At 63.0% G+C, this 25,590-nt stretch carries 22 protein-coding genes and 1 pseudogene; 4 read left to right on the forward strand and 19 right to left on the reverse strand.

Going from position 1 to position 25,590, the window contains the following annotated elements:
* The first annotated feature begins 194 nt into the window (after positions 1-194).
* Positions 195-2,318: pseudogene (locus H6979_03260) on the forward strand (Rne/Rng family ribonuclease).
* Between the two features lie 545 nt (positions 2,319-2,863).
* Here the strand turns inward: H6979_03260 and H6979_03265 are convergent.
* The 7 genes from H6979_03265 to H6979_03295 form a co-directional block, all read right to left on the reverse strand.
* A complete protein-coding gene (locus H6979_03265; protein ID MCP5138860.1) occupies positions 2,864-3,409 on the reverse strand; it encodes a low molecular weight phosphotyrosine protein phosphatase in 546 nt (181 codons plus the stop codon).
* Positions 3,406-4,188 carry a 3-deoxy-manno-octulosonate cytidylyltransferase gene (gene kdsB / locus H6979_03270; protein ID MCP5138861.1) on the reverse strand — a complete coding sequence of 261 codons (783 nt, stop codon included), beginning with the start codon at positions 4,186-4,188 and terminating at the stop codon, positions 3,406-3,408. The genes H6979_03265 and kdsB overlap by 4 nt, the downstream gene beginning before the upstream one ends.
* Before the next feature lie 13 nt (positions 4,189-4,201).
* Positions 4,202-5,197 carry a tetraacyldisaccharide 4'-kinase gene (locus H6979_03275; GenBank protein ID MCP5138862.1) on the reverse strand — a complete coding sequence of 332 codons (996 nt, stop codon included), beginning with the start codon at positions 5,195-5,197 and terminating at the stop codon, positions 4,202-4,204.
* Positions 5,184-6,941 (reverse strand): lipid A export permease/ATP-binding protein MsbA, encoded by a 1,758-nt coding sequence (gene msbA, locus H6979_03280; protein MCP5138863.1) that lies wholly within the window; start codon positions 6,939-6,941, stop codon positions 5,184-5,186. The genes H6979_03275 and msbA overlap by 14 nt, the downstream gene beginning before the upstream one ends.
* Positions 6,942-6,980: 39 nt before the next feature.
* Positions 6,981-7,412, reverse strand: a complete 432-nt coding sequence (locus H6979_03285; GenBank protein MCP5138864.1) for a biopolymer transporter ExbD — start codon at positions 7,410-7,412, stop codon at positions 6,981-6,983.
* The gene (locus tag H6979_03290; GenBank protein ID MCP5138865.1) at positions 7,409-8,041 is read right to left on the reverse strand and encodes a MotA/TolQ/ExbB proton channel family protein; all 633 of its coding nucleotides are present in this window, start codon (positions 8,039-8,041) and stop codon (positions 7,409-7,411) included. Before H6979_03290 ends, H6979_03285 begins: the two co-directional genes overlap by 4 nt.
* 80 nt (positions 8,042-8,121) lie before the next feature.
* Positions 8,122-10,488: a DNA internalization-related competence protein ComEC/Rec2 gene (locus tag H6979_03295; GenBank protein ID MCP5138866.1), complete on the reverse strand. Its 2,367-nt coding sequence runs from the start codon at positions 10,486-10,488 to the stop codon at positions 8,122-8,124.
* Between the two features lie 96 nt (positions 10,489-10,584).
* Here H6979_03295 and H6979_03300 point away from each other — a divergent pair, with 96 nt between their 5' ends.
* Positions 10,585-11,115, forward strand: a complete 531-nt coding sequence (locus H6979_03300; GenBank protein ID MCP5138867.1) for a DUF2062 domain-containing protein — start codon at positions 10,585-10,587, stop codon at positions 11,113-11,115.
* On the opposite strand, the gene H6979_03305 is transcribed toward H6979_03300, so the two are convergent.
* The 3 genes from H6979_03305 to H6979_03315 are packed head-to-tail and all read right to left on the reverse strand — an operon-like array spanning position 11,110 to position 14,334.
* Positions 11,110-11,820, reverse strand: coding sequence for an ATP-binding cassette domain-containing protein (locus H6979_03305; GenBank protein MCP5138868.1), 711 nt, complete (start codon positions 11,818-11,820; stop codon positions 11,110-11,112). The two genes, H6979_03300 and H6979_03305, sit on opposite strands and share 6 nt — an antisense overlap.
* Positions 11,813-13,060 carry a lipoprotein-releasing ABC transporter permease subunit gene (locus H6979_03310; protein ID MCP5138869.1) on the reverse strand — a complete coding sequence of 416 codons (1,248 nt, stop codon included), beginning with the start codon at positions 13,058-13,060 and terminating at the stop codon, positions 11,813-11,815. Before H6979_03310 ends, H6979_03305 begins: the two co-directional genes overlap by 8 nt.
* A gap of 20 nt (positions 13,061-13,080) precedes the next feature.
* The gene (locus H6979_03315) at positions 13,081-14,334 is read right to left on the reverse strand and encodes a lipoprotein-releasing ABC transporter permease subunit (GenBank protein MCP5138870.1); all 1,254 of its coding nucleotides are present in this window, start codon (positions 14,332-14,334) and stop codon (positions 13,081-13,083) included.
* 152 nt (positions 14,335-14,486) lie between these two features.
* On the opposite strand from H6979_03315, the gene H6979_03320 reads away from it, so the two are divergent.
* Both H6979_03320 and mfd read left to right on the forward strand, forming a co-directional pair.
* The gene (locus H6979_03320; protein ID MCP5138871.1) at positions 14,487-14,768 is read left to right on the forward strand and encodes a phosphodiesterase; all 282 of its coding nucleotides are present in this window, start codon (positions 14,487-14,489) and stop codon (positions 14,766-14,768) included.
* 124 nt (positions 14,769-14,892) lie between these two features.
* Positions 14,893-18,366, forward strand: coding sequence for a transcription-repair coupling factor (mfd, locus tag H6979_03325; protein MCP5138872.1), 3,474 nt, complete (start codon positions 14,893-14,895; stop codon positions 18,364-18,366).
* A gap of 17 nt (positions 18,367-18,383) precedes the next feature.
* On the opposite strand, the gene H6979_03330 is transcribed toward mfd, so the two are convergent.
* The 9 genes from H6979_03330 to pdxJ form a co-directional block, all read right to left on the reverse strand.
* Positions 18,384-19,274: a diguanylate cyclase gene (locus tag H6979_03330; protein ID MCP5138873.1), complete on the reverse strand. Its 891-nt coding sequence runs from the start codon at positions 19,272-19,274 to the stop codon at positions 18,384-18,386.
* 213 nt (positions 19,275-19,487) lie between these two features.
* Positions 19,488-20,231 (reverse strand): S-methyl-5'-thioinosine phosphorylase, encoded by a 744-nt coding sequence (locus H6979_03335; GenBank protein MCP5138874.1) that lies wholly within the window; start codon positions 20,229-20,231, stop codon positions 19,488-19,490.
* 14 nt (positions 20,232-20,245) lie between these two features.
* The gene (locus tag H6979_03340; protein ID MCP5138875.1) at positions 20,246-20,776 is read right to left on the reverse strand and encodes a hypoxanthine-guanine phosphoribosyltransferase; all 531 of its coding nucleotides are present in this window, start codon (positions 20,774-20,776) and stop codon (positions 20,246-20,248) included.
* Positions 20,776-21,822, reverse strand: a complete 1,047-nt coding sequence (nagZ, locus tag H6979_03345; protein MCP5138876.1) for a beta-N-acetylhexosaminidase — start codon at positions 21,820-21,822, stop codon at positions 20,776-20,778. The genes H6979_03340 and nagZ overlap by 1 nt, the downstream gene beginning before the upstream one ends.
* A complete protein-coding gene (locus H6979_03350; GenBank protein ID MCP5138877.1) occupies positions 21,819-22,319 on the reverse strand; it encodes a L,D-transpeptidase in 501 nt (166 codons plus the stop codon). Before H6979_03350 ends, nagZ begins: the two co-directional genes overlap by 4 nt.
* A gap of 5 nt (positions 22,320-22,324) precedes the next feature.
* The gene (gene rlmD, locus H6979_03355; GenBank protein ID MCP5138878.1) at positions 22,325-23,734 is read right to left on the reverse strand and encodes a 23S rRNA (uracil(1939)-C(5))-methyltransferase RlmD; all 1,410 of its coding nucleotides are present in this window, start codon (positions 23,732-23,734) and stop codon (positions 22,325-22,327) included.
* Positions 23,652-24,461: a 3'-5' exonuclease gene (locus tag H6979_03360; protein ID MCP5138879.1), complete on the reverse strand. Its 810-nt coding sequence runs from the start codon at positions 24,459-24,461 to the stop codon at positions 23,652-23,654. Before H6979_03360 ends, rlmD begins: the two co-directional genes overlap by 83 nt.
* 7 nt (positions 24,462-24,468) lie before the next feature.
* Complete coding sequence (locus H6979_03365; GenBank protein MCP5138880.1) at positions 24,469-24,849, reverse strand: holo-ACP synthase; 381 nt, start codon at positions 24,847-24,849, stop codon at positions 24,469-24,471.
* A complete protein-coding gene (gene pdxJ, locus H6979_03370; protein ID MCP5138881.1) occupies positions 24,846-25,589 on the reverse strand; it encodes a pyridoxine 5'-phosphate synthase in 744 nt (247 codons plus the stop codon). Before pdxJ ends, H6979_03365 begins: the two co-directional genes overlap by 4 nt.
* Position 25,590 lies beyond the last annotated feature (1 nt).

The following is a 25,590-nucleotide window of genomic DNA, read 5'->3' on the forward strand; positions in this document are numbered from 1 at the left end:
AGGAATCTGAAGAGTGACAGCAGTCGATCACCGCAGAATGGAATCCGGGCACTCCGCGCCAGGGTATCGCACCACTTCAGGTGGAACGGTAGCCGGCGGAATATGGATGTGTGCCCCAATGCCAGACCGTTCGCACCCGGGAAGCCCAGGTACTGTCACGCGTACTTGCGAGTATGTAAGGGCTTATGAAGAGAATGCTTGTCAATGCAACTCAGGCAGAAGAGTTGCGAGTAGCGATGGTCGATGGCCAGCGCCTGTTTGATCTTGATATAGAGAGCCAGTCCCGGGAACAGAAAAAAGCCAACATCTACAAAGGCCGGATCACGCGCGTCGAGCCCAGCCTGGACGCCGCGTTCGTCGAGTATGGCGGTGACCGCCACGGCTTCCTGCCGCTGAAGGAAATCTCCAGGGAGTACTTCATCGCCGAGCCGGCATCCGGTTCACGCATCAATATCCGCGACGTTCTCCGCGAGGGGCAGGAAATAGTCGTCCAGGTTGAAAAGGAAGAGCGTGGCAACAAGGGCGCCGCGCTGACCACCTATATCAGCCTTGCCGGCCGTTTCATCGTCCTGATGCCAAACAACCCCGGGGCCGGCGGTGTTTCCCGGCGCATGAGCGGTGATGACCGCGACGAAATGCGGGAAACGCTCAACGAGATCGGCGTACCCGAAGAAATGGGCATCATCGTCCGGACCGCCGGCGTCGGTCGGTCGGCCGAAGAACTCAAGTGGGATATGGACTACCTGCTGGGTATCTGGGAAGCCATCAAGAAGGCGGTCGTGACGCGCCCTGCCCCGTTCCTGATCTTCCAGGACAGCAACGCCATCATCCGCGCCCTGCGCGACCATCTCGCCAACGATGTGGGCGAGATCCTCATCGACGACGAAAGCGCCTATGAGGAAGCCCGTCAGTTCGTCGAGCGGGCCATGCCGCAGAATGTACGCAAGCTGCGCCACTACACCGATCCGGTACCGCTCTTTACCCGCTTCCAGATCGAGAGCCAGATCGAGTCGGCATTTTCCCACAACGTCGACCTGCCCTCGGGTGGAAGTATCGTCATCGATCACACCGAGGCACTGGTTTCGATCGACATCAACTCAGCCCGTGCAACCAAGGGCGGGGACATCGAAGCAACCGCCTTTGCCACCAATCTGGAAGCTGCCGATGAAATCGCGCGTCAGTTGCGCCTGCGTGACCTCGGTGGCCTGATCGTCATCGACTTCATCGACATGGGACCGCAGCGCAACCAGCGGGATGTCGAAAACCGGCTGCGCGACGCCGTGCGCATGGATCGCGCGCGCGTGCAGATCGGCAAGATCTCCCGATTCGGTCTGCTCGAGATGTCGCGTCAGCGTCTGCGGCCCTCGCTCGGCGAATCAGCCCATCAGCCCTGTCCGCGCTGTGACGGCATGGGCTCGATCCGCAGTGTCGAATCGCTGGCACTGGCTGTACTTCGCCTGGTCGGCGAGGAAACCCGCAAGGACCGTACCTCCAGGGTCATCGCGCAACTGCCGGTCGCCGTGGCCAATTACCTGCTCAACGAGAAACGTGAATGGATTCGCGCCATTGAAGCACGCGACAACCTGCAGGTCGTTCTTGTCGCCAATCCGGATCTCGAAACGCCGAACTATTCGATCCGCCGGGTACGTGACGATCAGCTCGCTTTGCCGGAAAACTCGGCGCTCAGTTACCAGCTTGCCGCACAGGGTGCCGAGGAGTCTGCGGCGGGCGATGAACTCGCGGTCACGAAACCGCAGCCGCAGGCGCCAGCTGTCGCAAGCATACTGCCCGGCGCGCCGGCACCCGCACCCATAGCGCGGGAATCGACTGCCGTAGTTGCCACAAGCCCTGGGCTGCTGACCCGTCTGCGTACATGGTTGTTTGGCAGCAGCCCGCCGCCTGTGGAGACAGACAGCAGCAACCGGAGTGGTGGTGACCGCCGGCCGCGCCCGGAATCATCCGCACATCGTGGCCGTAGCGACGGACGCGCCCAGGGTCGCGCCCGTGGGCCCGGCAGCGACCGCAACAGCCAGCGGCGCAACCGCCCCCCGCGTCGTGAGCAGCGTGACGGCGACAGCAATAACCGTGGTCAGGACGGCAGCCGCCAACCGGATGCGCGCGCGGCCGCGGAACCTCGCAACAACGAAAGCCGGCGACCTGAACCACGCGATGACGATAACCGTCGCGCCGCGAACGTGAGCGGGGAGAACCGCCAGACCGAGGGCCGCAGTGCCGGGAATGAACAACAGCGTAGTGGTGGCGGCGCGGCCGGCAGTGAGCGGCCCAGGCGCGGTCGTCGCCGGCGCGGAGGAAGCGGCCGCGACAACCAGGGTGAAACACGTTCCGCCAATCCCGCGTCCGCACCGGAATCAAGCGGCAACGGCATGGATCATCATGCTGCCAGTGCATCAGCACCACAGGTGCCGAAAGCAGCGGTGGACAGCACTGTGGACCGCCAACCGCCGGCAGCGCATGTCGAAGTGACACCGCCTGCAAATGGGGCGCCTGCCCCGGTAGCTGCACCAGCCCAGGCTTCTGCTCCGGCTCCGGCACCTGCCGCAGCTGCCCCTGCTCAGGTCTTTACACCTGCTCCGATACCAGCGCCTGCACCGCCGCCGGTGACTGTTTCTGCACCGCCGCGGGCGCCGGCTCCTGCAGCTGGAGCTGTGCCGACATCTTCTGCATCTGCATCCGCGTCTGGCACTCCGGCTCCGGCAAGCAGTGTGACCACCCACACGGTATGGACCAGCCGTGACAGCGAGCGTCCGGACGCGGACAGGGACGCATAAGCCGAGGCCGATTGACGACTTGGAGCCCTGGTCACGTCAGCCTGAACACTGGCGTGACCAGCTCGCCGGGATAGTCAGGAATTGTGCTCGGCGAGGCACCGGGCCTTCTCTGCGCTGAGACGCTCAAGCTCGTCGAGCAACCCGGCCATGGATTCCTCAACCATATCAAGTACACGCTCAAAGCCCAGACTGCCGCCGTAATACGGATCGGGCACACTGCGCGATGTCTGTTCGGGACTGAACTCCAGCAGCAGCCGGACTTTTTCGTGATGCTCCTCCGCGGCGACTTCGAGCAGCGCGGAGCGGTTGTCCTCATCCATCGCGAGCAACAGATCGAAGCGGATGAAGTCCACGGACTCGACCCGTCGTGCCCGGAGCTTCGAGATATCCACACCACGACGCAACGCCGCAGACTGCGCACGCGGATCAGGCGGCGCACCTTCGTGGTAGCCATGTGTACCAGCCGAATCCACTTCTACAGGCAAGGCCAGCTGACGCTCTGCCAGCCGCTGCCGGAGTATGCCTTCCGCCATCGGCGACCGGCATATGTTGCCCATGCAGACCAAAAGCACCCGGAACGTTTCAGGTGGCGGTGACTGCCTGCTCCACGGAAATTTCATACTGCCTTACCTGCAACTGCCATGAACTCCAGCGCGCGCTGGAGATCTTCGGGCGTATCGATATCCGGACCGTGTGGCTCGAGCGCCTGCACAACACGAATTTCAAGACCCATCCACATGGCGCGCAATTGCTCCAGGTTCTCGCATTGCTCGATATAGCACGGCGGGGACGCAGCCAGCGTGCGAAGCGCGCCGATGCGATAAGCATACAGCCCTATGTGCCGGGCGCTCACCGGAAAGCCACCCTGCTCCGCCGCGGGCAGGCCGCCCATATGACCTGCAGCCGGGATCGGTGCGCGACTGAAATACAGCGCGCGGCCTTCAGCATCACTGACCACCTTGACCACATGCGGGCTGCGGTAGTCCTCCGCTCGCGCAATCCGGGTGCACAGCGTCGCGATTGCCGCGCCCGCATGCTGCGCCAGAAGTTCGGCAACCTGATCGATGCTGGCGGCTGGCAGCAGCGGTGCATCACCCTGACAGTTCACGACCAGATCTTCATCGGGCCAGCCCCGCAGGTCCGCCACTTCGGCTGCGCGCTCCGTTCCCGAGCGATGCAGCGCTGAAGTCAGCACCGCGTCGGCACCAAAGCCCCGCGCCGCCGCCATGATGCGTTCATCATCAGTGGCGACCACCACCTCCAGTGCTCCGCTCCGCCGGGCCTGTCGCCAGACATGCTCCAGCACCGGACGACCCGCCAGATCGGCGAGCAGTTTGCCCGGAAAGCGGGATGCCGCGTAGCGCGCCGGAATCACCACCCTGAATCTTGCAAGCGACATCAATCCAACCTGATCATGCGGACAATTCGGCCAGACGAGCGAGCATAAACACCCGGAACACATCGGGCATGTCGATTTCCATCGGCACCACCCACAGCGCACGGCCCGGCAATGGCCGGTATTTTACGGCGTCTTTTTCGGTCATGAAGACCGGTGTGTCCTCATCCTTGAACAGCGCCTCAAGTGACACGCGTTGATGATCGGCCACCGGCACAGGAATCACCTCCATGCCGGCGGCAGCGAGCTGGGAATAAAACCGCTGCGGGTTGCCGACGCCTGCCAGCGCACGCACCCGCTGACCGCGAAACGCTGCCAGACTGCGGCATTCGCTGCCATCCAGCGCGATGGCGTCCTTGATCCGAACCTGAAACACGGTGCCACCTGCAAAAGCCTCGCCACCATTCAGCAATACCGCATCAACTTCGGCCAGACGGCTGCGCGGCTCACGCAGTGGTCCGGCCGGCAGCATCCAGCCGTTGCCAAAGCGTCGCTCGCCATCGACAACAGCGATCTCGATATCACGTGCCAGCGGATAGTGCTGCAGTCCGTCGTCGGCAATGATCAGGTTGACACCCTCCTCCAGCAGACGTCGTCCGGCAGCAACGCGGTCAGGGCAGATGCAGACCGGCACGCCGGTCCGCCGGCGCAGCAACAGGGGCTCATCGCCAACTTCGGCAGGATCATCGCCGGGCTGCACCATATAGGGTGCAGTGCGGGCCTGGCCGCCATAACCCCGACTGGCGATGCCGGGTCTGAAGCCTGCCGTGCCGCAGGCACGTACCAGCCAATCGACCACCGGTGTCTTTCCCGTGCCGCCCACCGTGATATTGCCAACCACGATCACCGGTACCGGCAATCGCTGCGGCTTGCCGAATCCGGATCGCCAGAACCAGCGACGCAGTTGTACCGCCAACCCGAAAATCCACGCCAGCGGCAACAGCGGCAGGACCGCCGGCGATCTGCTGTGCCAGAGCGATTCCAGCCGCCGGACCAAGTCAGGCTGCGTCATCCCGGAACTGCAGCCGATGCAGATTGGCATATTGGCCTCCCGCCGCCAGCAGCTCGGGATGACTGCCGGCCTCGACAATCCTGCCTTCCGACATGACGATGATCCGGTCCGCACTTTCGATCGTCGAAAGACGATGGGCGATGACAAACGTCGTGCGGTTCTTCATCAGCTGTGCGAGGGCTGCCTGGATCCGGCGCTCGGACTCCGTATCAAGCGCCGAGGTCGCCTCATCGAGGATCAGGATCGGCGCGTTCTTGAGCAGCGCCCGCGCGATTGCGATGCGCTGGCGCTGACCACCGGAGAGCAGCACGCCGCGATCGCCGACCCAGGTGTCGAGTCCGTCGGGCAGCTGACTCGTGAACTCATCCACATAGGCAGCGCGTGCAGCTGCTTCGATATCTGCACGCTTCGCATCCTGGCAGCTGCCATAGGCGATATTGCCGGCAATCGTGTCGTTGAACAGCACCACTTCCTGGCTGACCAGACTGATCTGGTTGCGCAGCGCCGACAACCGGTAGTCACCAACCGGCTGATCATCGATGAGCACGGTCCCCGAGCTTGCATCGTAAAAACGCGGCAGCAGTCCGACCAGCGAACTCTTGCCGCTGCCCGACCGGCCAACGATCGCCAGCGTCTGGCCGGCAGGTACCATCAGGCTGATGTTGCGCAGTACGCTGCCCTGATCGGCGGCGTATTCAAAACTGACGTCCCGGAACTCGACCCTGCCGCCGACCCGCTCCGGCTCCAGCATCCCGGTATCACGTTCGCCTCCCTCATCGAGCAGGCGAAACACGCTGGCGCCACCCGCTATTCCGCGCTGCAAGGCTGAATTCACATTGGTCAGTGCCTTCAGCGGCCGCATCAACAACAAGAGGGCAGCGATAAAACCACCGAAGTCACCGACATTCAGCGCTTCACGTACGGCATCCTGGGTTGCGACAAAAACGACACCAGCGAGACCGATGGCAGCAAGGAATACGGTAATCCCGTCGCCGATCGCCTTGGTTGCGAACAACCGCATGTTCATCCGGCGGTTCTTTTCGTTGGCCTCTTCAAAGCGGTGCGCTTCGTATTCCTGGCCATTGAATATCTTGATGATGCGGTGACTCTGCAAGACCTCGGTCGTGATGCGCGTCAGATCGCCCATGGAATCCTGGATGCGCGTGCTGTGGCGGCGAAACATGCGTGCCAGCGTTCTGATCAGCAGTGCCAGCACCGGTGCCGCGACAAATACAAATGCGGTGAGTACCGGACTCAGATAGATCATGTAGCCGATCAGGCCGACCGTAGTGAGACTGTCGCGGACGAGTACCGTGACCACATTTGAAGTCGCATCAGCAACCTGTTCGATATTGAAGGTCAGCTTGGAAAGCTGCATGCCGGCAACAGTGGTGTCAAAAAACCGCGTGGGCAGATAAAGGAACTTGGTGAACACTTCGCCGCGCAGCTTCTTGATGATCTGGCGGCCGATCCAGCCAATGCCGTAGGTCGAAGCAAACTCGCCGGTACCGCGAACCAGGAACAGCACGAGAATGCCGAGCGGCAACCAGCGACGGATCAGTTCCTGGTATGGCCCCTCAGTGGAAGGTGGCGCGCCTATCGCAGCGATCAGCTTGTTGATCAGGTACGCAAAGCCGGTATCCGTGGCGGCATACACCGCCATTCCCAGCGCAGCCACGATGAAAACCTTCCAGTACGGAAGGCAGTAGCCGAGCAGCCGCCGGTAGATCTGACCGGGGCTCAGCTCGCGGGCTGGCGAATTGCTGTCCGGCGTACTCACCTGTTACTGGTCTGCCTGCTGCGCCCGGGTGGTGGTGATCCGGACCTCGACAAATCCCAGCCGACCGGCAACATCCATCGCCGTCACCACGGCCTGGTGACTGGCCCGGCCATCAGCGCTCAGCGTGAGGTGGCGCTTCTCCACATCCGGCATGACCGTGCGGATGGCGGCCTCCAGCGTCTCGGGGCGTGAATCCACGAGGGCCCGTCCATTGACCCGGTACTCGCCCGAACTGGTCACGGAAATTTCCAGTTCCTCACGTTCGGGCGAGACCGTGGACGCAACATCGGCCTCGGGAAGCCGGATGGAAATCCGCGATGGTCGGACGAAGGTCGTGGTGAGCATGAAGAAAATCAGCAGCAGCAACACCACGTCGATCAGCGAGGTCATGTTCAGATCCGGCTCATCGCGGGCCGTGCTGTTGCGCAGCCTCATCTGGACTGCCCGAGGCCTTCCATGTACTGCTTGCGCTGCAGGGCTGCGACCAGCCCGATCGCATCCTTTTCCATCTGCACCACCAGCGCATCCACACGGCCGCGCAGATATCGGTAGCCGATCAGCGCGGGAATCGCCACCATCAGGCCTGCGGCAGTGGTGATCAGTGCTTCTGAAATTCCACCAGCCAGGGCCGAGGGGTCGCCGGCCGTATTGGCGGTGAGCGCGGAAAATGTCCGGATCATCCCGGTAACGGTACCCAGCAACCCGAGCAGCGGCGATATCGCTGCGATGGTACCGAGCGTATTCAGGTAGCGCTCCAGTTCGTGCACGACATGCCGTCCGGTATCTTCAATGACCTCCTTCAGGCTGGAGCGGTCCTGCTGCCGGCTCGCGAGCCCGGCGGCAAGAATCTGGCCGAGCGGAGAGCCGCGACGCAATTCCTCGATGCGCTGATGGTTGAGCTGGTTGTTGCTGATCCACTCCCAGACCTGCCGCGACAGATTGCGCGGCACCACGCGTCGAGGTTGCAGGGTCCACAACCTTTCAAGAATGATTGCCGCCGCCACAATCGAACAGAGAATGATGGGCACCATCACCCAGCCGCCCGATATCACGATCTCCAGCATGCGCACACGACCTTTCTGAACTGGTCGCAACTATACATCGCCAGGCACTGGCCGGGACAGGCAACGACGCAGTTGTCGACTCAGGAGCAGGGTTGCTCTGCCGGAGGCCGGGTCAGCCACACACCCGCCGCTTCAGCGCGCTGTCGATGACTGAGCGAGAGCCGGCCCGCGAATGACAGATCAAACTGCAAGGCGCCCTCCTCTGCCGTATTCAGCAGGCAGGCGCCGGCCGCTTGCCAGCGACCGACAACCTCCCGCGCCGGAAAATGCCAGCGGTTGGCAAAGCCCGTGGCAAACACAACATGGTGCGGCGAAGTTGCAGCAACGAACTCTGGCGACGACGACGAGCGGCTGCCGTGGTGGGGCGCGAGCAGCAGGTCAACCGGCCCGCTCACACCTCGGGCAAGGAGTTCCTGCTCGGCTTCCACTTCAATATCACCCGGCAACAGGACGCTTGCGCCCGACACACTGATCAGCAGCACGCAGGAGCCATTGTTGTCAGACATCGGACCGGAACCCGCGACCGGATGCAGGATCCCGAAATGTACGCCGTCCCAGTCCCAGCCCTGACCTGCTGCACAAGGCTCACTGCTGCCACCCCTGGGCGCCGAACCGGACACATGGACCTCGGGATAGCGCTCGATCACGCTCCATGCACCGCCACGATGGTCGGCATCCGCATGGGAAATGAGCAGTCGGTCAAGCTGCCGCACGCCCAGTGCCTGCAGGACCGGTACGACGATACGGTCTCCCGCGTCACCGTTTCTGAACAGCGGTCCGGCATCATAGAGGAGTGCATGATTTGCGGTCTGGGCCAGCACTGCGAGTCCCTGCCCCACATCCAGCACCATGATCCGCAGGCTACCCGCATTGACGGCTGGCGTGGCGCCACCCAGCAGCCCAAGGAGCAGCAGCGGCCCGAGACCACGCGCCGGCCAGGGACGCGGCCATAGAAACCAGACCACCCCCGGCACCGCCAGCACAAGTGCCACCATGCCCGGTGTCGGCAGAGGCCAGACCGCGAAGGGCAACCCGGCGCACCAGGCGAGAAAGCTGCGCCAGACATCAAAACAGTCAGCGGCAAGCAGCAGCAGGGGCACCGAAGCCCCAGGACTGAAGCCGGCAACAGCAGCCGCGAACAGGGTCAGTGGCACCAGCACCAGACTGAAAGCCGGTACGGCGGCAAGATTTGCAATCGCGCCGGCCAGCGGCAACTGACCGAAGAAAATCAGCGTCAGCGGTGCCAGGCAGATCGTCATCGCGATCTGGGTCAGCAACAGCAGGCGGCATGCGTTCATGGCGCTCGCGACTGTTCTCCGGCGAAAGGACTGTGCAGCTTTTGGCCCGGGACCAGGCACCGGGGCACTGGTGGTTGCCACCAGCGCCAGGATCGCCACACCCGCAAACGACAGCCAGAACCCGGGCACCAGTACCGCAAAGGGCTCGACCAGCAACACTGTCAGCAGCACCGTCGCCAGGACAGTCGGCCCGCCGACAGCGCGACGAAGACTCAGCAAAACGGCGGCGGTAATCAGCATCACGACCGAGCGCAGCAGCGGCACGCTGAATCCGGCCAGCAGACCGTAGACGGCAGCCGCACAAACCGCGGTCCAGCCTGCCCACAGTCTGGGCCGGCAACTGAACCCCAGGGCGAGCAGGCCGCGCCCGAGCAGCAAACCCAGCAGGGCGAATGGACCTGCGACCAGTGCGATGTGAAAACCGGAGATCGAAATCAGATGTATGGTGCCGGTGCGGCGCAACATCTCCCACTCCTCCGTCGCCAGCGCCTGGTAGGCGCCAACCGAGAGCCCCAGCACATAGGGCGCTGACGCCCTGCCGGCCAGCGGTGCGGCCATCCGGCGCGCCAGAGCAGCCCGGGCACTGCTCGCCGGACAAGCCGGTCGCTGATCCGCGAGACGATGGTTTGCTCCACCCGGGCGAACCCAGCCGGTCGCACCGATGCCTTCACTGAAAAGCCATCGTTCGAAATCGAAGGCACCCGGATTGGCCGAGCCATGCGGTGGCCGCACACGTATCTGCAACTGCCAGACCTCGCCTGGCCAGATCTCCGGCGCAGTGTCGTACCAGCTGACCAGCATCCGCTTCGGCACCCGCATCGCGCCTCCCGAACCCTGCGTTTCGAGCACAAAGCGCAGCGAGTCATCCTGCCGGCGCGGAAACTCGCATATGCTGCCGCGGACATCGAGATCCGCGCCGGTATTTTCTGGCGGCAGGCGATCGGCAAGTACCGCACTGATACTGAGCACGACCCGCACGCCAACGAGCACCACCAGCCCGGCCAGCAGCAACCCTCGTCTGCCAGCCAGCACGCCGCCTGCAAGAAGGATTGCAGCGGCAGCGGCTGCCAGTGTGCCGACCGGTGGCAGCTCTTGCTGAAACAGCAGCAGAACAGCCGCCAACACGGCGAGAAAAGCCGAAGCGAGCATATTCGCAGGCGTCCAGAACCGGGATAATGCGCGGGCCCGGGGTACTGCCGATTGCCGGGCGACTGCTACAGTGGAAGTACAGATCCAGGGTAAGGGATGCCGCGCAAGTTTTTAAGGCGACTATCTGTTGCGTATCGCGAGAAGCGCGGGGCGCAGCCGTGGTATTTGCGTCCCTTCGGGTCGCTGCTCCACCACCCGGTCTATTTCTCAATCAACCGTCGCAGCATCAGCAGCGCCATGGCAATCGGCCTGTTCGTCGCTGTGCTGCCGATGCCGGGGCATACGCCACTCGCGCTTGTACTCGGCCTGTTACTGAGAGCCAATCTGCCGGTCGCCCTGCTGGCCATCTGGGTTGCCAACCCCCTGACCTATGCACCGATCCTGTACGGCGACTATATGCTCGGCAACTATCTGCTCGGTGTCACGCCCGGTAATTTCAGCGCGGGCTCGTCCTGGGCAGAGCTTCGCGAACTCATGGCCAGCGCCTGGCGTCCACTGTGGTTCGGTGCAATCGTCGGCGGCCTGCTGCTCGCTGTTCTGGGTTATGGCCTGACCAATGCAGCCTGGCGGGCCAATACGCTGTGGCGATACCGAAACCGCATCGCACAGCGCGCAAAGGACTCATGAGGCCTGCTGCGGGTACTCGGTGCTGATGTCGTCGAGGCGTCCGTCCTGCAGCCGCATCACACGGCCCATCCTTTCGGCGATGCGTGCTTCGTGGGTCACAATCACCAGGCTCGCACCGACTTCACGGTTGAGACTCAGCATCAGTTCGAGCACGGTTTCGCCCGTCTTGCGGTCCAGGTTGCCGGTCGGTTCGTCGGCAAGCACAACGGCCGGCTCAGTGACGAGTGCGCGGGCAACCGCAACGCGCTGACGCTCACCGCCCGACAATTCACCCGGCCGGTGATCGAGTCGCGCACCCAGTCCGACACGTTCCAGCACCTCACGTGCGCGGACGCGGATCGCGGCGACCGGGTCACGACGAACCAGCAGCGGCATGGCCACATTTTCCAGCGCCGTGAACTCCGGCAACAGATGATGGAACTGGTAGACGAAGCCCAGGTGCCGGTTACGGATCAGTCCGCGCTGCGCGTTATCGACTGCCGAAAGGTTCTGGCCACTGACGAGCACTTCGCCGGCAGTCGGTGTATCCAGGCCACCCAGCAGCTGCAGCAGGGTGGTCTTGCCGGCCCCGGAGTAGCCCACTATCGCAATGCGTTCGCCCGGCGCAACGCTCAGCTCGATGCCGTTCAGCACATTGATGACAACACCACCTTCCACAAAGCGACGGGTCAGGCCGTGACACTCAAGAGCCGGCTTGTCATTCATAACGCAACACCTCCGCCGGTGCGGTCAGTGCGCCGCGCCAGGCTGGATAGACCGTGGAAACCAGACTGAGGACCAGAGCAATTCCCGCCACCTGCCAGACATCTGGCCACAGCAACCTGCTTGGCAGCTCGCTGATGAAATAGACATCCGGCGCAAGAAACTGGAAACCCGTGATCCGCTCGATCAGCGCTGTGATCGAGCTGACATTCCACGCACCGAGCACACCTGCGGCCACCCCGACGATGGTACCTGTGAGACCGATGATCGCCCCCTGACAGACGAAGACCGTCATGATCGCCGCAGGCGATGCGCCCAGCGTACGGAGTATGGCGATCTCGCCCCGCTTGTCGCGCACAACCATGACCAGCGTGGAGACGATATTGAAAGCAGCGACGGCCACGACCAGCAGAAGGATGACGAAAACGATGGACCTCGTCAGCTGTATCGAGCGAAAGAAATTGCCGTGCTCGTGCGTCCAGTCGCTGATATAGGCGCCCTCGCCCCAGGCATTTGCGACAGACCGGACCACGGCAGGTGCCTGCAGCGGATCCCGGACCGCCAGGCGCAGGCCAGACACATCGTTCCCGAAGCGCAGCAGACGCTGCGCATCCCGGATGTTCAGAAAGGCCAGCGACCGGTCGAACTCATACATGCCGGCATGGAAGATGCCGACAACCGTGAATCGGCGCATGCGCGGCACCACGCCTGCAGGCGTCGTTGTTCCCTGTGATACCAGCATGATCAGCTCGTCCCCCGGCCCCACATCGAGCTGCTCCGCCAGCGTCTGGCCGATCACGAGACCGAAGCTGCCTGGCCGGAGTGCGGTTAGTTCGCCTTTTACCATCAAATCACCCAGCGCGGAGGTGCCGAGTTCAGCTGCGGGATCGATGCCGCGAATCTGTACGCCCCGGATTTCCTTCTTGCCGACCAGCATGGCCTGACCATCGACAAAGCGCGCCACCGCCCGCACATCCGGGTCGGCAAGCGCAACGGAAGTCAGCGATTCCCAGTCGCTGATATGTCCGTCCAGGCCGGTAATCGATGCGTGGGCGACGACCTGCAGGATCCGGTTGCGCACCTCGTACTCGAATCCATTCATCACCGACAGCACCATGATCAGCACGGCAACCGCCAGCGCCGTGCCCGTGATCGAAATCACCGAAATGAAGGAAATGAAGCGATTCCGGCTGCGCGAACGGATATGACGGAGCGCGATGGCGAGTTCGAATGGATGCAACATGATTGCCGGTACGACCTCAGCTACTCGTAGCGCAGCACTTCAGCCGGCGCAACAGATGCGGCGCGCAGGGCCGGATAGATGGTTGCAATCGCGGTCATCAGCAGCGCGATCACGCTCACCCAGAAAAGATCATCGACCTGCAAATCGACTGGCAGGCTGGTCAGGTAGTACACATCAGCCGGCATGAACTCGAAGCCAAAAAAGTTTTCCAGCGCAGGCACGACGGACGCAATGTTTTCGGCCAGCAGGCTGCCAGCCAGGATTCCGGCAAGCACACCGACCCAGCCGATGAGCAGCCCCTGCAAGGCAAATGTGGCAATGATCATCCGCCGGGAAAAACCCAGTGTGCGCAGAATCGCGATACCCGGCCGCTTGTCCGTCACGATCATCACCAGCGTGGCGACAATATTGAAGGCGGCTACGGCCACGATCAGCGACAGCAGCAGGGTCATCATCACCTTCTCGATGCGCACGGCCCGGAAGTAACTGGCGTTGTCGCGCGTCCAGTCGGTGGTCGCAAACCCTGCCCCGCCAGCGGCGGCCCAATGGGCTTCCCAGCGCCGCAGGATTTCCGGCGCCGCGAAGATGTCGGCCATCTCCAGGCGCACACCGGTCACCCTGTCGCCGAGCCCGGCCAGCTGTGCCGCATCTGCCAGATTGAGCAACACACGGACGGAATCGTGGTCCCGCACACCGATTTCAAAAACCCCGGCGACAGTGATCTCGCGCAGCCTGGAAACCAGGCGCCCGTCCGCATCACGTACCGGCACCATGACCCGCACGCGTTCGCCGGTCGCAAGCCCCAGGCGCATGGCCAGTGCACGGCCCAGCAGCGCATTGAAGGTGCCGGGACGCAGCTCGGCAAGCCCTTCACCGAAGATGGCGGCACGCTGATCGGCGAAAGCTGCATTCTGCGCAGGATCCATGCCTTCGATCACCACACCGGCGAGTTCACCGCCATTGGCCAGCATCGCCTCGAGTTCGACATAAGGAGCCGCGGCGACGATGCCGGGCCAGGTGCGGAGGTCATCGCGCAGTTCACGCCACCCGTCACCCTGCCGGCCGGTCAGCACCGCCGCATGCCCGGTGATGCTTACCAGGCGCGAACGCAGCTCGTTTTCAAAGCCGTTCATGACGGAAAGAACCACGATCAACGCCGCCACCCCCAGCGCCACACCAAGCACCGAAGCCACGCCCACGAGGGATGCAAACTGGTTGGCGCGCTGGGTGCGCAGATAGCGCAAGGCCATCCACAGGGCGACCGGCCGTATCACGCGCGATACCCGGACTGGCGCGTCACCGGCGCGGCCGGTCGCAACCGCGATAGCGCAATTCGGGGGTCATGTCTACGCAACAGGTGGTTTTTCCGAGTACAGACGGGATGTTATAGTCAGAACCGAAAGCTGGCAGAGAGGTTAGCATGGTTATGAATACAGTCTACCGGATGCTCAGTTGTCTGGCAGTCAGTCTGGTGCTCGCGGGCCCTGCCGCCGCAGATACCCTGCTCATCGAGAGCGTGCAAGCCGCCAGGGCCACCGCCAACGAACGACCAACTCGCGGCCTCAGCATGGACAGCGTGGAAGCCCGATGGGGTGCACCAACCAACCGGTCCGCTGCCGTTGGAAAGCCGCCGATCACGCGCTGGGAATATCCCTCGTTTGTCGTGTATTTCGAATACCAGCACGTCATCGACGCTGTTCCGCGCTAGAACGCTGTTCCTGTCACATTGACCGGTATCTGCTCTTCGGCAGGTACGGGTCGCATGCTATGGGATAATCGCGAGCTTGCCAGCAGCCAGCCGCGACATGAACAGCGCACCCGCCGACTCCAGCCTGCTATCACTGCCACTGCCACTGCCGACCGGGGCCAGCACCCGCCGGAACTGGACGGCCTTGCCTGGCTGCGGCGAAGCACTCGGACTCGCCAGCCTGCGCGCGACGGCCGCCGACTTCTGGCTGATCATCGTGCCGAGCGTTGCACGCGCCGAGAGCCTTGAAGCCGAACTGCGTTTTTTTCTTGGCACGGCAACCGGCCTCGCTGTATTTCCCGACACCGAAGTACTGCCCTACGATACCTTCAGCCCCCATCAGGACCTCACCTCGCGGCGGCTGATGGTGTTGCGCGATGTCGCGGCGGGCCGGATCAATACCTTGATCGTAGCGGCCTCCACGCTGCTGCCCCGGCTGGCACCGACGCGCTATATCAGCGGCTACAGCATCTCGCTGGCAGCTGGCCAGAAGCTGCGGCCGGAGCAGTTGCGCCTGCAGCTGGAGACAGCTGGCTATCAGCGTGTCGCGCAGGTCATGGAGCATGGCGACTTCGCCGTACGTGGCTCCCTGCTCGATTTCTATCCGATGGGCTCCGAGCAGCCGGTCCGTATCGATTTTCTGGACGACGAGATCGAAAGCCTGCGTGAATTCGATCCCGACTCCCAACTCTCGGGCACCGTGCTTCAATCGCTGGAAACGCTTCCGGCGCGTGAAATGCCGGTCGACGCCGAAGCCATCAAGCAGTTTCGCCAGGCCTACCGGCGCCGATTCGAGGGCAACCCGGCGCGGTCGATCATCTATCGTGAAGTATCAGAAGGACGCATGCCCGGCGGTATCGAGAACTATCTGCCGCTGTTCTTCGAGGAAACAGCCCTGCTCTGGGATTACCTGCCGCCCGGACGCCTGACTGTTTCGCTGGGCGAACCCGGCACACTGTTCGGCTCGGCCTGGCAGCAGATTGCCGAGCGTCATGCGCAGGCGGGCGAAAACTCCGAGCGGCCCGCGCTGGCGCCACATGAGATCAACGCACCTCCGGAAGAACACCTGGCACAGCTGGCATGTGGTCCATCGCTGGTGATCGAGAGTGGGAGTGATGCGGCAGCTACCAGCCTGCCTTCACTGCAGATCAATGCGCGACAGGAACATCCAACCCGCCAGCTGGGCGAGTTTGTGCGCGGATTTGCAGGTCGCGTGCTGTTCGCCGCAGAGTCACCGGGGCGCCGGGAAATGCTGGCCGACATCCTGCGCCAGGAAAAACTTCCGGCAACCGAGACAGCGGGCTGGTCTTCCTTCCTCGCCAGTCCGGCGCCCGCCATGCTCGCTGTCGCACCACTGGAACAGGGGCTGCTGCTGGAGAGTGCCGGCATTGCGGTCATCACCGAACGCGAACTGTTCGGCGAACGGACGCGCAGCCGGCGGCGCCAGCGGCGGGTCCGTGATCCGGAGCAGATACTCAGCGACCTGACCGACCTGCTGGTCGGCGCACCGATCGTGCACGTCGATCACGGCGTCGGACGTTATCGCGGCCTGACGACCATCACCATCGACGAGATGCCGACCGAGTTCCTGACCGTTGAATACGCCGGCGGCGACCTGCTGCACGTCCCCGTGGCTTCCCTGCACATGATTTCTCGCTACACGGGTGGCTCCGCGGAAGAAGCGCCGCTGCACCGCCTGGGCAGCGACCAGTGGGACAAGGCCAGACGCAAGGCTGCCGCGAAAATCCGCGACGTCGCGGCCGAACTGCTCGAACTCTATGCGCAACGTGCCGCACGGAAGAGCATTCGCAGCGCGGAGATACAGAACGACTATGCCGCATTCGCCGCTGCTTTTCCCTTTGAGCCGACCGAAGACCAGGCGACTGCCATCGAAGCCGTCATCAAGGACCTGCGCTCCGACAGCCCGATGGACCGGCTGGTCTGCGGCGATGTGGGCTTTGGCAAGACCGAAGTGGCACTGCGCGCCGCCTTCATCGCTGTCTCGTCCGGGAAACAGGTCGCGGTACTTGTGCCGACCACGCTGCTCGCCCAGCAGCACCAGCAGAATTTCGCCGACCGTTTCGCCGACTGGCCATATACGGTGGAAGCGCTGTCGCGATTCCGCTCGGCCCAGGAAACCCGCAAGATCATCGAGGGCGTCGAATCCGGCAGCGTCGATATCGTTATCGGCACACATCGGCTGCTGCAGGGCGACCTGCGCTTCAGGAATCTTGGCCTGATCATCGTCGATGAGGAACATCGCTTCGGCGTGAGGCACAAGGAGCGGCTCAAGGCACTGCGCACCGAAGCCGATGTGCTGACACTGACGGCAACGCCCATTCCTCGCACGCTCAACATGGCGCTGGGACGGCTGCGGGACCTGTCGCTGATCACAACGCCGCCTGAAACGCGCCTGAGCATCAAGACCTTTGTGACCCGCTGGGAAGCGCCGCTGATCCGCGAGGCCTGCCTGCGCGAACTGAAGCGCGGCGGCCAGGTGTACTTCGTGCACAATCACATCGAGGACATCCAGAAGATCGCTGCTGCGCTTGCCGAGATAGTTCCTGAAGCGCGCATCGAGGTCGCCCATGGCCAGATGCGTGAGCAGGAACTCGAGCAGATCATGCTCGACTTCAATCACCGGCGTTTTCATGTCCTCGTCTGCACCGCCATCATCGAAAGCGGCATCGACATACCCTCGGCGAACACCATCATCATCAACCGTGCAGATCGTTTTGGTCTGGCCCAGCTGCATCAGTTGCGCGGCCGGGTCGGCCGGTCCCATCACCAGGCATTTGCCTATCTGCTTGCGCCACCGCGGGAAGCCCTGAAACCCGATGCCATCAAGCGACTCGATGCGATTGCCGCACTGGAAGACCTGGGCTCCGGCTTCATGCTTGCCACACATGACATGGAGATTCGCGGTGCCGGCGAACTGCTCGGCGAGGAACAGAGCGGCCAGATCCAGGAAATAGGTTTCGAGCTCTACAACGACATGCTCATGCGCACGATCAAGGCACTGGAAAGCGGACTGGAGCCGGGCCTGGACAGCGCCCTGCCGCCGGCGGTCGAGATCAACCTGCATCTCCCGGCGCTGCTGCCGGATGACTACCTGCCAGACGTGCATCTGCGCCTGGTGCATTACAAGCGCATCGCCAGCGCCCGCTCGGATCAGGCCCTGCGCGAACTGCAGGTGGAACTCGTGGATCGCTTCGGCTCACTGCCGGAAGCAACGCGCAACCTTTTCCGTCTCACGGCATTGCGTCTGCGCGCCGAGCCGCTGGCAATACGCCGGCTCGATGCAGGACCGGCTGGCGGCTTCGTGGAGTTCGGGTCGGCCACAACCGTGAGCCCGGCCTGGCTGGTGAAACTGTTGGGCGATGAACTCGCGACCTACCGGCTCGACCGGCAGCAGAAGCTGCGTTTCCGGGCCGAACTGGAAGACAGCAACGCGCGCTTCAGCTTTGTGGAACGACTGGTAGCGGAAATGCTGGAGAACCGGGAGAAGCCGGCGACAAAGCCTGCAGCACGGAAAGATGCGGTTACGGAGCGTCGTTAATCAGGAAGGGCCTTGAATCAACCCGTTTCGAGCGAAGAGCTGCATTGTTCTTCAGGCTCATGGCCACGCGTGAGGCGGGCCTCCGCATCCTCCAGCAGGCCCGGTTCCTCGGCGCTGACCGGCGGAATTTCCGAAGCCAGGGAAAAAGATACGGTTACATAGCGTGCGGGCTGTGCCCGTGGATGATGGATGGCGAGATCCCAGACACGCTGGGCGATTCGCTCGGCAAACTGTGCAATACGGTCTTCTGCCCCGCCGGAAATCAGTACCGCAAAGCGATCGTTGCCCACACGCGCGGTGTAGTCCGTGGATCGCTGCAGTGAATTGCTGATCGCATGCGCTACCCGGCGCAGGCAGGTCTCCGTCGCATGACGGCCGAAAAGTTTCTGATAACTCTCCAGGGCGTTTATGCGGAATACGATGACGCTGAGCCGCTTTTGTTCCTGCCTGGCTATGAGCCAGTCGCGGTACTGGACTTCGAGGAACGCCGTTCGGCCGGGAATGCCTGTCGTTACGTCGGTACGGTCATCGCGAATGATCCGCGACGGGACTTCCGTTGCTCGACCGCCAACGCCGGTAGATCGCGCCGAAGTCCGGACAGCGGGCGGCTCTATCGGGTCGCCGGTCAGCAGCCAGTAACTGGCCTGGCCGGGCTGCGCGTACAACGGCACCTGATGCAATGTGAGCGCTGAACCGTCTTTGGCCCGCAGTTGCCAGCGCTCGTCTGTAGCGGGTTCGAGGCTGAGGTTGGATGCCGGCCGCGCGATCAGTTCGCTGGCCTGCAGGCCCAGCGCCCGGCCTGCGGCAGGATTTGCGTAGACGACCAGCTTGTCATCGCACTGAGCGTCAACGATCAGTACCGGCGTGGCGACCGCATCCAGCGCTTGTCTTAGCAGATGTTTATTCAATTTTTTCAATATGTTAAATGACATATCTACAATCCGGCTATCAACCCGCCGTCGCCAACCCTGGCAGTTGACAGCTCCGTGACGGGCATCTTAGGTCGACTGCAATTTCGCTTCTGTGAACACCATCACTCCGGACAGGGTAAACAGGATGTTTTTCCTCGCTCGGGACCGCAACGTGCAACCACGCGCCATCCGGACGCCATCGCTAGCTGCTCAGTTGGCGCGCAGGAAGGCCTGCACCAGCGCTTCGGCCTGGCTCAGACCCGCTGCCAGATGCGCTGCGATTTCGGTATGGATACCGACGCCGGATGGCGATCGCCCGGCAGCCTGGTTCACGACCACGCAGCAGATGGCATAGGAGATGCCCAGCTCGCGCGCAAGGCCTGCTTCAGGCATCGCGGTCATCCCGACCAGGTCGCAGCCATCGCGTTCCATGCGATCGATTTCGGCAGCCGTCTCCAGCCGTGGCCCCTGGGTGACTCCATAAGTACCAACAGATCTCAGACTGATACCAGCCCGATGCGCAGCACTTGACAGCTGTTCACGCAGTGGGGCGCTGAACGGCATGGTGAACTCCACATGTTGCAGGGGGAATTCCGTGCGACCGCAATAGGTGTGCTCACGCCCCCAGCTGTAATCGATCAACTGGTCAGGCAACACCAGCGAACCGCACGCTGCATGGTGAGAGATGCCGCCAACTGTATTGATTCCGAGCAGATGATCGACGCCCAGCTCGCGGAAAGCCCAGACATTCGCACGGTAGTTCACGACATGTGGCGCAATCGCTGGCGCCCCCGGCTCTCCATGCCGCGCCATCAGCAGGACCTCATGACCGGCAATGACGACGCGCCGGACTGGCCCGGAGCATTCGCCCCATGGACCAGCGGCCAGCCGGACCAGCTGGCCGCCTGACAGAAACGATGCCGTGCCTGATCCAGCGATGATCCCGAGTCGCATGAAATCATGCCCGGCTATGCGGGCAACCCCCAGATTGCATCCAGATGTCGCCAGCGTCCGCGAAAATCCATGCCGCAGCCAAACACATACTCATCGCCGACTTCCAGTCCGACATGATCCGGTGTCAGCGAGCTGCTGACCCGCTCATGCCGCTTGCGGACCAGCACTGCCGTGCTGAGCTGGCGTGCGCCCTGCTGCCGGCACCAGGCGGCGACAAAATCCAGCGTAACCCCTTCGTCAAAGATATCGTCGATGAGAATGACATGCTGATCCCGCATCACGACTTGGGGCGGACTGATCCACTGCGGAATTCCACCGCGAGTCGCATCACCATAGCGGCCGACACGGCAGACATCGATCAGCAGATCACCCTGCAGCAAACCCGCAACCCGCACCAGCGGCACGACACCGCCCAGCAATACGCCGAGCAATACGCAGTCACCCGCCGCGAGCTCCGGCTGGATGGCTGTCGCGAGTCTCTGATACGCCACTTCAACCTCTGCGGGCGTGGCGACCAGGCGTGCCCCTGCGACTGGCGGAACCATCAGCTCAGTGCAAGCCCCGGTCGGGCCAGCGCCTTGTCGAGACTTGCCACCGCCTGCCGCCAGTCGGCCGATCCGCGCAACCCGGCACCAGGCAACGGCGCGCCGGCCTTGCGTCGCAGCGCTACCAGCCGCGACTGTCCGGCAGGATCGATATAGCCCTGCAGGGCTTCCAGCGTGGCATCAGCAGCTACCGGATCATTGCAGATCAGTGTCATGTCGGCGCCGGCGGTGAGCGCACGCCGCGCGCGCTCGGGCATCTCGCCCTCGCTGGCGAGTGCCCGCATGCTGAGATCATCCGTAAAGATGGCCCCATGCATACCCAGGTCACGGCGCAGTGCGGTCCGAAGCCAGTATGGCGACAGGCTCGCGACCTCGGCGTCGACACGTGGATAACGGACATGAGCGACCATCACTGCATTCAGCCCGTGGCTCAGCAGCCGCTCATAGGGCAGCAGGTCGTCATAGAGTTCCGGGAGCGTTCGGTGATCGACCGGCAGATCCAGATGCGAATCAGCAACGACATGGCCATGCCCCGGAAAATGCTTGGCGACACCGATCATTCCCGCCTTGTGCATGCCCTGCAGCCACGAGACAGCCAGCGTGGCGACGATCTCGGGATCACGGTGAAACGACCGGTCGCCGATCACTTCGCTCAATCCGTAATCGAGATCGACCACCGGCGAAAAACTGAAATCGACGCCCGACTCGAGGACTTCGGCGGCCATCAGCCAGCCACATTGCCAGGCGAGCCGGCGACCCTCGGCGGCATCCAGATCGTACTGGTGGCCCAGCCAGCGCAGGGAGGGCAGCGCATAGAAGCCGTCACGAAAACGCTGAATCCGTCCACCTTCCTGGTCCACGGCAATGAGCAGTGGCGGCATCCGCAGGGCGCGGATCTCGGCCACCAGCTCACGTAACTGGTTTGGATCTGCGTAATTCCGGCTGAAGAGAATCACGCCGCCTACCAGCGGATTACGCAGCCGATCACACTCGGCAGCAGACAGGGCGTGACCCTCCACGTCGAGCATCAGTGGACCAAGCGTCATGGGACAATATCGACCGGTGTTCCGGTCTTCACGGTGGAAAACAATTCCATCACATCTGCATTGCGCATTCTGATGCAGCCGTGCGAGAAGGGCACGCCCATGACTTCACTGTCAGGCGTGCCGTGGATATAGATGTAACGGCGCATGGTATCTACCGATCCAAGGCGGTTGCGTCCGGGCTCGCATCCGGACAGCCACAGGATACGTGTCAGTATCCAGTCACGTTCCGGGTGTGCCGCGATCAGGGCCGGGCTGCAGATCTCGCCCGTGGGACGTCGGCCTTCCAATACAGCCCCGGCAGGCAGGCCCGCACCGATCTTCGCGCGGATCACGTGACGACCGCGCGGCGTACACAGGCTGCCACTCTGCTCTCCCGGCCCGTAACGCGATGTGGAAACAGGATAAGTCGCCAGATCACGGCCCGCCTCACGCAGGCTCAGCCGCTGGCGCCTGAGGCTGATTTCAATCGTCACCGCGGAACTGCCAGTGTGAGCCATGAGTATCAGTTCTTCACAAAGAGCGCCATGGATTCAACATGGCTGGTCTGGGGAAACATGTCCATCGCACCGGCGGCCTCGAGCCGGTAGCCATGCGCTGAAACCAGCAGCCCCGCATCGCGGGCCAGCGTCCCCGGATGGCAGGATACATAAACGATGCGCCGGGCGCCGACCCCGGCCAGCGCAGGCAGCAGCTCTGCCGCACCCGTCCGGGGTGGATCCAGCAACACCAGCTCAAAGGACTGACGGGTCCAGGCACCCTCCACGCCCGCACCGCCAAGATCAGCCTCAATGAAGCGGGTATTGGCAAGCCCCGCAGCGGCCGCATTCTGCCGGGCACGCTCCAGCGCAGGTCTCGCACCCTCGATGCCGGTGACTTCGGCGGCGCACTTCGCCAGCGGCAGGGTGAAATTGCCTATACCGCAATAGAGATCGAGCACCCTGTCCGTCGCGACAGGGGCCAGCAGGGCAATGGCCTGGTCAATCATGCGCAGATTGACTTCCGCGTGTACCTGAATGAAGTCCGCCGGACCGAAGCGCAGCGAAAGCCCGTATCCGGGAATCGCGTAGCAGAGTTCCTCATCCGGCTGCAGCGGATCGAGCGGGGCTACGGAATCGGGACCCCCGGACTGCAGGTAAATTCTCAGCGCATGCGTCGCTGCGAATTCGCGCAGCAGGGCCATGTCTCCTGCTGCGGGTGGATCCAGAACCCGCAGGACCAGCGCTGTCGCATTGTCCGCAACCGTTACTTCGATCTGCGGCAGCCGCGCGCGGATCGACAGCGCACCGATCAGCACCGACAGCTCCGGCAACAGGCAGCTCACAACCGGATGCATGGTTTCACAGGACAGCATGTCGACAACCCGCGGCTGGTCGCGCTCACGAAAACCAACGAGGACACGGCCCTTCTTCGCGACGTGACGCACGGCAAGCCGAGCCCGCCGACGGTAGCCCCATACCGAAGCACTGATGGGCGGCAGTATCCGTTCCGGCACAACCCGGCCGATCCGCTGCAGGCTGTCGAGCAGGGCCGCCTGCTTCATCTCCAGCTGTGCAGCCGGTTCCAGATGCTGAAGCGAGCAGCCGCCACAGCGGGAAAAATATTCGCAGGCCGGGACCGCACGCTGCGCCGAAGGACGCAATACCTCGAGCAGCACACCCTCGTCGAAATTGCGCCGGCGCCGCTCACGCCTGAAACTGATCTGCTCACCGGCCAGCGCACCCGGCACCAGCACCCGCTTGCCTCCAGGCGAGGCGACAACCCCTGCACCTTCGAGGGTCAGATCCAGGACTTCAGCGGTTTCCGCCGGTGCGATGCTGGCCACAGGACGATCAGTCCCCGGCAGGCGGCTGTGTAACAGCGGCGGAATCTGTCTGCACCCAGGCTTCGGCGAAGGCCTTCCAGTGCGGCGCATCGGAAGCATCGAGCAGACGACGCACCCGCTGGTACTCCTCTGCCAGTCCCTGCGCATCAAGCTGCCCGCGCAGATACTGGAAACGGAGATACACCAGCCAGGTGTTCATCACATCCGTCTCGCAATAGTCACGAATCGCTTCAATTTCACCGCGCTGATAATGATCCCAGACCATGTCGCCGGAAAACCCCAGCTTGCCGGGCAGGCCCAGCATGGTCGCGATGTCATTCAGGCTGGCGCGCGAGCGGCCCTGAAAGGCCGAAAGGACATCCATCAGATCGACATGGCGCCAGTGAAAGCGGCTCAGATAATTGTTGTAGCGGAAGGCCTGCTCGTTGTCGCCGGTTTCCCAGTAGCGCGGGGCCTGTACACCGTGCAGCAGTGAGCGATAGTGCAGGACCGGCAGATCGAATCCGCTGCCGTTCCAGGACACCAGTTCCGGGGTATGTCGCTCGATGGCTTCAAAAAAACGCGTGACCAGTTCCTGCTCGCTGCTCTCTGCAGTGCCGAGGCTCATGGCCTTGAGGCCATCGCGATGCCGCCAGACCACCGAGATGGCGACGACACGCTGCAGGTGCAGCGGCAGAAAATCCGAGCCGGTCTCCTGCAGACGATGAAAGGTCATGGCCTTGGCAACTTCCGCATCCGGCAAACCTTCAAGGTTGAACAGGCGCCGGCCGGTTTCCACATCAGGCACAGTCTCGATATCAAACACCATCGTCTTCATGATCGCCTCAGGCTTTCATCAATACGGCGACCGCGACAACCAGACCTGCCTCATCAGACAGGGTAACGTGGCCATCGCCCGCACCGAGTTCTGCACAGACCTGCAGTCCGCGTACCGAATACACGATCTCCGGTTTGCCGCGCACGTCCGGCACGATGCCCGTATCACGCAACCACATGCCGTTGGCAAAACCGGTGCCCAGGGCCTTGACGATAGCCTCCTTGGCCGCGAAGCGCATGGCCAGATAACGCACCGGATTGCCGCTGCTGCTGAACCCGGGCAACTCCTCCGGCATCAGGATACGCTGCGCGAATCGCTCACCATACCGGGCGTATGCGGCTGCAATCCGGTCAATCCGCAGGATATCGGTACCAATACCGAAAATCATGGCGACCGCGCCATGCGGATCAGCTGCTTCATTTCCGCAACCGCTGCCGACATACCGGAGTACAGCGCCTGGGCAACGATCGCATGGCCGATATTGAGTTCGGTTATTTCGGGTATCGCCGCAACCGGCCCCACATTGTGATAGTTGAGCCCATGCCCTGCGTGCACCTCAAGCCCGGCCGCGATGGCAGCGCGGGCTGCATCACGCAGCCGTTGCAGTTCCTTTTCGCGTTGCGCACCATCCGGCAGGCCCGAATAGACGCCCGTGTGCAGTTCGATCACCGGCGCACCGCTGCGGGCTGCCGCCTCGATTTGCCGCAGCTCCGGATCGATGAACAATCCGGCCCGGATTCCTTCCCCGGCAAGACGCCGGCAGGCCGCCACCACGGCATCGAAATGCGTGATCACATCCAAACCACCCTCGGTGGTCAACTCGGCGCGCCGCTCCGGAACCAGGCAGCAGTCGGAGGGACGGATGCGACAGGCAATCGCAATGATCTCCGCGGAGACGGCCAGCTCCAGGTTCATGTGCGTCTTCAGCTGCGCCTGCAGAACCTCGAGGTCGGCATCCTGGATATGCCGGCGATCCTCGCGCAGATGGACGGTAATGCTGTCGGCACCGGCCCGCTCTGCCATCAGAGCCGCCTCACAGGGATCGGGATACGATGTACCCCGCGCCTGGCGCAGGGTCGCGACGTGATCGACATTGACACCGAGGAGCATCGCGGCAGACGGGCTCATG

Source organism: Chromatiales bacterium (assembly GCA_024234935.1).
Classification (GTDB): Bacteria; Pseudomonadota; Gammaproteobacteria; order Steroidobacterales.